The following is a 7,183-nucleotide window of genomic DNA, read 5'->3' as shown; positions in this document are numbered from 1 at the left end:
TGTATCAATGCCACAATTATCTGTAGAACCATCGTTGATATCAGAAGCTTTAATAGAAGCTTGTCCATTAGCATCAAGCTGCACGGAAAAAGGAGCAGCGCAGTTAGCAGTTGGATTAATAGTATCTTCAACAGTAACTGTAGTAGTACACGTACTGCTATTTCCATTAACATCGGTTACGGTTAAAGTAACGGTATTATCACCAACGTTCGAACAATCAAAATCAGTAATATCAATACTAGTTGTATCAATGCCACAATTATCTGTAGAACCATCGTTGATATCAGAAGCTTTAATAAAAGCTTGTCCATTAGCATTAAGCTGAACGGTAAACGGAGCCACACAATTAGCTACGGGAGGTGTTAAATCTGTTAAAATTACATCAAACGTACATTGTACTGTATTTCCATCTCCATCATCTGCTGTTAGCGTGATGGTTTGTGTGCTAGAAATGGTTGTTCCTGGAGCTGGCACTTGCGTTATAGTAGGTGTGCTACATCCATCTGTAGCTGTTGCTAAACCAGTATAATCTGGTAATGTAAATTCACAGTTAGTATCTAAAGTTTCATTTTGATCACTAGGACATGTTATAACTGGAATATCATTGTTTATTGTCACTGTTTGGTCTTTAGTATTAGGACAAGGACCTCCAGTTGTATAAGTTATGGTATATGTATTAGCAGTACTATTAGAAACATCTATTGTTCCTGTGGTTGTATTAATAGAAAGTCCTGCAGGAGTACTACTAAAAGTACCTCCTGTATCTCCTGTAATTGTAGGAATAGGATCAGTATTATTTGTACAGTAACTATTGGCATTATATGAAAATGAAGCGTCTTCATATACGCCTAGTTTTGGTAAAATTTTTAAATCTATATCTATACCATAAACAGATAAGAGTTTTTCGTTTCCATAACCAGTAGTAGTAATACTATTAGACCCATCTCCGTTCCCTTGTCCATTTGTATTAGCCGCTATTATCAATTGATCTGTGTCATCTCCGGGATGCATGGTTACCCCTACATAGAATCTACTTGTGGTTGGTACAGGAGAAGTGGGCAAAACTACAGTAATATCTTTAAAATTACTAGAAGGAAGATTAAACTGTGAAGCAGAAATCCCTGTAACTCCACCTACCAAAACACCAGGCTTTCCTGCATTATCATCATATACTTGAACGTCAAACTCAATATTGTTATTATCATCAATAATAACTCCTAACCCCATTTGTACAGCGCCTACTGGAGTAACTCCAGGATTTGGAGAAGTATGTCCTTCATAAATTGTTTTTGCATCTGTAGGGTTTGTAGAATTTTCGGGATCAGGTATCCCAGTTAAACGAGCACTATTATAATTATATATTAATGAAGTTGGAGTAGGATTTTCCCATTCAGCTGAAAGAAGGTCACATTCTTGTGCGTTTCCTTCAGCTACTCCTCCTACTAAACATACTAAGACTAGTATTAACTCTTTTTTTAATTTTAATAGAATGAACTGTAATATTTCTATAATGGTTTTCATATTATTATTTGGTTTAGTTACGTGTGTAAAAGTAAGATATTTCGTAGGTGTTTGAAATACGTAATACTACGTAAAAAATTGACTTATAAGGGTGTGAGGCTAATTAAAGTAAAGTAATTAGCTTGTGAGAATGAAGTTTAAATCCCAATTACATAAGAGGAGTGTGCTACTTTTAAAATTCATTTTGATACACCTCCTTAACCTCCCTCAAAAAAATATAAATTCTTACCATAAAAAAAGCCCAGAGACATCACACTCTGGGCTTAACCATAAAAACTAGTAGTAACTAGTAACTTATAAACTAGTTCTAGTATTTAATCAACAATGTTAATTTAACTCATAGGCTAAAGTATAGCTATTAACCTATTACTGCAATACGTATAATTACGTAATTTTTGTAGAATGAATAGAAGACGTATTGTTAAGCCGGTGTTTTCGATACAAAATTGCAGTCTTTCGCGTCTGCAATTTCAGTCAAACATCTTTGTGTTAGTCTCTTTGCGACGCTATGCTGAGTTTTATTGAAGTAGGGGAGGAACAAGCATGTCCCTTTGAGGCGGTGTATTGAGTTTATCGAAGTAAGACTTTAGGGGTGTAACTCAGAAAGCTCATTAACCTTTTCCCCAATAATCATTTCTACTGAAAACATATCTTTTTTTACTTCAAAATCAGTGAAGCGAAGAAAGGAGAGTCCGTGAGACTCTAATATCCCTTGACGAGAAATATCGTAATCATATTTGTACTCGTGGCTATTCCCATCAATTTCAATAGCTAGATGTAGTTCATGGCAATAGAAATCAACTATATATTCTAACAATGGAACTTGTCTATGAAATTGTACACCAAAAGAACGATTCTTAAGAAGTTTCCATATAATAATTTCAGTGAGTGTGCTATTCTTCCGAAGATGCCGTGCATACTCTTTTAGCTTAGGATTGTATGGAATTATTCTGTTTCTCATGGGTGTATAGCAAGATAGTGAAAAATATAATTGTGTAGAACACCCCCGTAGCCCCCCTCAAGGGGGGAGTGAAACAAGCATGTCCCCTTGAGGGGACTTTAGGGGTGTTTACAACGTTTTGTTTTTCAAATTCACAAAGTAACACCCCCCGTAGCCCCCCGCAAGGCGATGTGCTGAACTTGCCGAAGTAGGGGAATTAATAAAACTCTACCCTCTAAATTCTCTTCTCTCTTAGTAAGAAACATCTATATTTGTGTAGCACTATTATCTATTAAACTAAACCAGAACACCATGAACACTAACAAAGAACGCGCAAAGGACTTTTTACTATTGGCTGCCAAAGGGAATTCACGAGAGGCGTTTAAGCGGTATGTGGGTAATCCTTTTAAACATCATAATGCATATTTTAAGGGAGACGGACATACATTAATGGTTGCTATGGAAGAAGCTGCTATAGACCAACCCAATAAGGTCTTCGAAATTCAACGGGCACTAGAAGACGGTGATCTGGTTTCCATCCATTCCCGCATTAAACCACAGGATAGCCCCGAAATGGCCGTGATGCATATCTTTAAGTTTCAAGATCAAAAAATTGTAGAGCTTTGGGACTTCGGACAAGCCGCCCCAGATACCATGGTTAATGAAAATGGGATGTTTTAGGTGGTAGTCGTTAGTGAGTAGTTGTAGGCTCTCGATTATTTACATGCTATACGCTTTTTTTTATTCTCTCTTTTCTTCACTATTTTTTCCTGTTCTACAATTCATTTACTGCTTGCAATGTTTATCTTTGCAGCTATAAAAATGACCTTCTTTAATTAGCAATATGAAGCAATCTGGTAGCATACTGTTACTTACTTTTTTTTGTTTTTCCATACTGCGCCCGCTTACACCTTATGCTGATTATTACTTAAATTACGATTATATCGCCAATGTATTGTGTATCAATAAGGAAGAGCCAGAAATGCAGTGTAACGGAAAATGTCATTTAACTCAAGAACTTTCCAAAGCGAATGACGCGACTAACCCAAATGATAAAAGTATTCCGCATATTGAATTTGATAAATACCCTATAATTTGTCAAACTTTTACAGGAATGATCTTTTCTTCTTCTTCGGAAGTAAAACCATTTTTTCAAACGTATTGGTTTTCCGTAAAGAAGTATTCCCTCCAACCTGATACACCCCCTCCACAAGTGTCTTAAATTACCTTCGTCTGTTTCCGAAGTACTACGGAAACATTACATTTTTTTATTTAATTCATTTAAAAACATACAATGAAAAATATATTATTCCCACTATTGGGAACCCTATTGCTATGCGCTACAACGGCGGTGGCACAAGATAGCTTATGGACGTCTGCCAGACCCGACGGACACGCCCCCATAAGCGTTATGAGCGATCATTATCACCACAAAGGAGAATTTATGATTTCCTATCGCTATATGCCTATGTTTATGAAAGGCAACCTATCAGGAAGCGATGGTATTAGTAACGAAGCTATTTTTGATGACTTTATGGTCGCACCACAGAAGATGCAAATGGATATGCATATGTTGGGTGCTATGTATGCACCATCTGATGCCGTAACCTTTATGGCGATGGCCAATTACATTCGTAATAGTATGGATTTACGTACTAAGATAGGTGCCGATTTTACCACCGAGTCTAGCGGATTTGGTGACGTATCGGTATCGGCTTTAGTTAAATTAATGAACCAAGATCGTCAATCTATCCACGCCAATGTAGGGCTTTCATTACCTACGGGCAATATAGACCAACGGGATGATACCCCTATGATGAACAATGCCCAACTGGCATACCCTATGCAATTAGGCAGTGGAACCTTTGACCCTTTTATAGGAGCCACTTACTTAGGTCAAACCGATTTGTTTTCGTGGGGTGCACAAGCTACCTATAAATTCCGTGGAGGAGAAAACAACGAAGATTACAGTTTAGGAAATCGCTTTGATGCGGTAGGCTGGGGTGCTATAAAGGCTTCCGATTATGTAAGCTTTTCCACCAGTTTGCGGTATTATACCACAGGCGAAATAGACGGTATGGATGCAGATCTTAACCCAATGATGATGCCATTGTTTAATACGGCCAACTCTGGCAGAAGTCAGTTAGATTTGGGTATAGGCAGTAACCTGTATATCCCTACCGGAAACTTAAAGAACCTACGCTTTGCTGCCGAATTCAGCTTTCCTGTAGCACAAGAGGTGACTGGTATACAAATGGAAAACCAATGGATGGGTACTTTTGGTATTCAATACAGTTTTGGAGGGCATCACTAACATTGCTTTCTTTATTTTATAAACCGTCTTAAGGATTCCTTGGGGCGGTTTTTTTTAGTAGAGTTAGTTGGTAGTAGGTAGTTTTATTTATAGCTTGTTCCCTTGTGGCGTTGTGCTAAGCCCGCTGAAGTAGGGAAGTTGATTCTTCCCGTAACTAACTTCTTTGAATATATACTTGCTAATATCTATTCTAAAACACAACAACTAAAGGTTTTCGTTCACCTTTGTTCGTCCTTTCATCGCAAAACGTCCATTTTTGGAAAATAGACACAAGCCGTTCCCGAAGAAACCCCGAAGGATCCCCGAACAAAACCCCTGTTTTTTAGGGAGAAGTTGGCAATGAGCTTCAAAGAGGTGCAGGAGTATGCAACCGCCTTCAATTACCGTCACATAATGGCAAGTGATAGCTCCATTGGCTACTAAACGTTTATACGGAGCAATAGCCGTCAATAGCTTGCATAGTATTGGTTTATAATGGATTGCGTTTTACATTGCTTACTCAAATCATTTATTAATTTAAAATGTCAAGATTATGGCGAAATTTGAAAAAGGAATCCTAGGGGGATTCTCAGGAAAGGTAGGTACCGTAGTAGGTGCTCGCTGGAGAGGCAAGAACATCATGCGCAGTTTACCACAGCGCGGTGATTATACGCCCAGCGAACTGCAACTGCAGCAACGCGCAAAGTTTAAAACTGTCATTCAGTTTTTAACGCCCATTCAACGTATTGTGGGACGGTTTTTTGGAAGTGAGCAAGGGGACAAGTCTCCCTTTAACCTGGCAACAAGCTATCACCTAACTGAAGCCGTTACCCCCGATGGTGATGGGTATGTAATGGATTATCCCAAGGTACTTATTAGCCGGGGTGATCTACGTGGATTGACCGATGAGAGCATCACGACCGATGCCAACCAAGAATTAATCCTTAGTTGGACGGATAACAGTGGGCAGGGCAATGCTGATGCCGCAGATAAATTGATTGTCGTGGTATATGCGCCCACCTTAAAACTGTACCAACAGTTTGACCCCGCAGGGTTACGCAGTAATGCTAGTACTTCGATTAATTTACCGGCCTATTATAGCGGGGTAGAAGTACAGGTATGGGCCACGTTTGTAACAGCCGATGAAAACCTGGCAGCCCCCAGTAGTTATCTGGGGGCGGTTACCGTAAGCTAACGGCTTGTTATATGCTCCATGATAAAAACCCACTTGCTATGCAGGTGGGTTTTTTGGTTCCCTTCGTTTAAAGTATGAAAAAAAAACCAAGGGTGCTATATAAAAAGGGAGTTAAAATCAATCATACAAATAGAAAACACTATTGGTTTTCTATAGGTGTTCATTGCAGGCCTCTGCTGCCTTTAGCTACTAATAAGGGTACAATTACTTCTTGTACATAGTAGCACGTATTGCCCATTTTAAAATAGGGCAATAGCTCTTGCTTACGCCAACGGTACACACTGGATAGGCTCACTTTAAAAAGCTGCGCCAGGTCGTGGTCTGTTAGCAACGTAACACCTTTGGGCATAGGGGCGTCCCGGTGTTCTTGATTACTTTGCATAGTAGGTAAAATTTAAAATTAGAACGCACAAAAAATATGATATCAACAAAATAAAGAAGCTTTTTATAAAGAATTTGTTATTATTTAAAAATAAAATATATATTTGTTAGGTCCATTAACAACTTCCCGGTTTTTTAGTATGTATATGTATTTGCTTGTGCCTTTTGGTGGGGTAAACTTAATTAGTAATAAAGTAGGTATAAACGCAATTGGGTTTATATGCATGTTGTGGTGCATTTAACAAAAACCGAAAACATATGAAAATCAATTATCTAATAGCTTTCCTTTTTGCAAGTATAATCAGCTTAAATTCATTTGGACAAGCTGAAAAATTTGATATTGGAAATGGAAAAATTGAGCCATTAGTTCAATCCGTTAGCGGAATGAAAAGCGACTCGATTTATGCGAAATCTAACGAATGGATTAACTATAATTTCAAAAAAGCAGATGCTGTTACTGGTAGTTCGATTGACAATAAAATGATTAGGTTTACGGGAATTAATCCAAGTTTTTCAAAAAGTTTCGGATATACTTATGACCTCGAATTTCAAATCCGAATTGAATTTAAAGAAAATCGCTATAGAATGACAGTAGAAAATTTACGCTCTGGACATAATGGAACATTTGCGAATTTCAATATTGGAGATTATTATAAATCTAATGGAAAACCGAGAAAAGCTTATAAGGATTTCGTAATCGGAATTGAAAACACGCTGAATAATCTGAATTTATCAATTTACAATTATCTGACTGGAAAAACTGAAAAGAATGATGATTGGTAAAATAAAAAACGACACCACAACAAAGAACTGAGGTAAAAAACAACTTTTTTATCTATTAATTTTCGACACT

Annotated in this window: 7 protein-coding genes and 1 pseudogene; 5 read left to right on the top strand and 3 right to left on the bottom strand. The window is 37.7% G+C overall.

Going from position 1 to position 7,183, the window contains the following annotated elements; genetic code table 11:
* Both AACZ92_RS15935 and AACZ92_RS15930 read right to left on the bottom strand, forming a co-directional pair.
* Nucleotides 1-1,521: pseudogene (locus tag AACZ92_RS15935) on the bottom strand (hypothetical protein); the annotation flags it as partial.
* 586 nt (nt 1,522-2,107) lie between these two features.
* Complete coding sequence (locus AACZ92_RS15930) at nt 2,108-2,482, bottom strand: DUF559 domain-containing protein (RefSeq protein WP_339703503.1); 375 nt, start codon at nt 2,480-2,482, stop codon at nt 2,108-2,110.
* Nucleotides 2,483-2,773: 291 nt separating this feature from the next.
* On the opposite strand from AACZ92_RS15930, the gene AACZ92_RS15925 reads away from it, so the two are divergent.
* The 4 genes from AACZ92_RS15925 (at nt 2,774) to AACZ92_RS15910 (ending at nt 5,949) form a co-directional block, all read left to right on the top strand.
* Entirely contained in the window at nt 2,774-3,142 is a 369-nt protein-coding gene (locus AACZ92_RS15925; RefSeq protein ID WP_339703500.1) for a nuclear transport factor 2 family protein, read from the top strand.
* A gap of 163 nt (nt 3,143-3,305) precedes the next feature.
* A complete protein-coding gene (locus AACZ92_RS15920) occupies nt 3,306-3,683 on the top strand; it encodes a hypothetical protein (RefSeq protein ID WP_339703497.1) in 378 nt (125 codons plus the stop codon).
* A gap of 72 nt (nt 3,684-3,755) precedes the next feature.
* Entirely contained in the window at nt 3,756-4,775 is a 1,020-nt protein-coding gene (locus AACZ92_RS15915) for a transporter (protein WP_339703494.1), read from the top strand.
* A gap of 532 nt (nt 4,776-5,307) precedes the next feature.
* Complete coding sequence (locus AACZ92_RS15910) at nt 5,308-5,949, top strand: DUF6266 family protein (protein WP_339703491.1); 642 nt, start codon at nt 5,308-5,310, stop codon at nt 5,947-5,949.
* Nucleotides 5,950-6,109: 160 nt separating this feature from the next.
* On the opposite strand, the gene AACZ92_RS15905 is transcribed toward AACZ92_RS15910, so the two are convergent.
* Nucleotides 6,110-6,331: a helix-turn-helix domain-containing protein gene (locus tag AACZ92_RS15905; protein ID WP_339703488.1), complete on the bottom strand. Its 222-nt coding sequence runs from the start codon at nt 6,329-6,331 to the stop codon at nt 6,110-6,112.
* A 257-nt stretch (nt 6,332-6,588) separates the two neighbouring features.
* On the opposite strand from AACZ92_RS15905, the gene AACZ92_RS15900 reads away from it, so the two are divergent.
* Complete coding sequence (locus tag AACZ92_RS15900; RefSeq protein ID WP_339703485.1) at nt 6,589-7,113, top strand: DUF4468 domain-containing protein; 525 nt, start codon at nt 6,589-6,591, stop codon at nt 7,111-7,113.
* The last annotated feature ends 70 nt before the right edge of the window (nt 7,114-7,183 follow it).

It is taken from the genome of uncultured Marixanthomonas sp. (genome assembly GCF_963974425.1).
GTDB lineage: Bacteria > Bacteroidota > Bacteroidia > Flavobacteriales > Flavobacteriaceae > Marixanthomonas.
This window is presented reverse-complemented; position numbering and strand designations above follow the sequence as displayed.

What these genes read in the sequence shown, in the direction of transcription:
- AACZ92_RS15930 (WP_339703503.1), bottom strand. Translation starts at nt 2,482, where the DNA reads ATGAGAAACAGAATAATTCCATACAATCCTAAGCTAAAAGAGTATGCA.
- AACZ92_RS15925 (WP_339703500.1), top strand. Translation starts at nt 2,774, where the DNA reads ATGAACACTAACAAAGAACGCGCAAAGGACTTTTTACTATTGGCTGCC.
- AACZ92_RS15920 (WP_339703497.1), top strand. Translation starts at nt 3,306, where the DNA reads ATGAAGCAATCTGGTAGCATACTGTTACTTACTTTTTTTTGTTTTTCC.
- AACZ92_RS15915 (WP_339703494.1), top strand. Translation starts at nt 3,756, where the DNA reads ATGAAAAATATATTATTCCCACTATTGGGAACCCTATTGCTATGCGCT.
- AACZ92_RS15910 (WP_339703491.1), top strand. Translation starts at nt 5,308, where the DNA reads ATGGCGAAATTTGAAAAAGGAATCCTAGGGGGATTCTCAGGAAAGGTA.
- AACZ92_RS15905 (WP_339703488.1), bottom strand. Translation starts at nt 6,331, where the DNA reads ATGCAAAGTAATCAAGAACACCGGGACGCCCCTATGCCCAAAGGTGTT.
- AACZ92_RS15900 (WP_339703485.1), top strand. Translation starts at nt 6,589, where the DNA reads ATGAAAATCAATTATCTAATAGCTTTCCTTTTTGCAAGTATAATCAGC.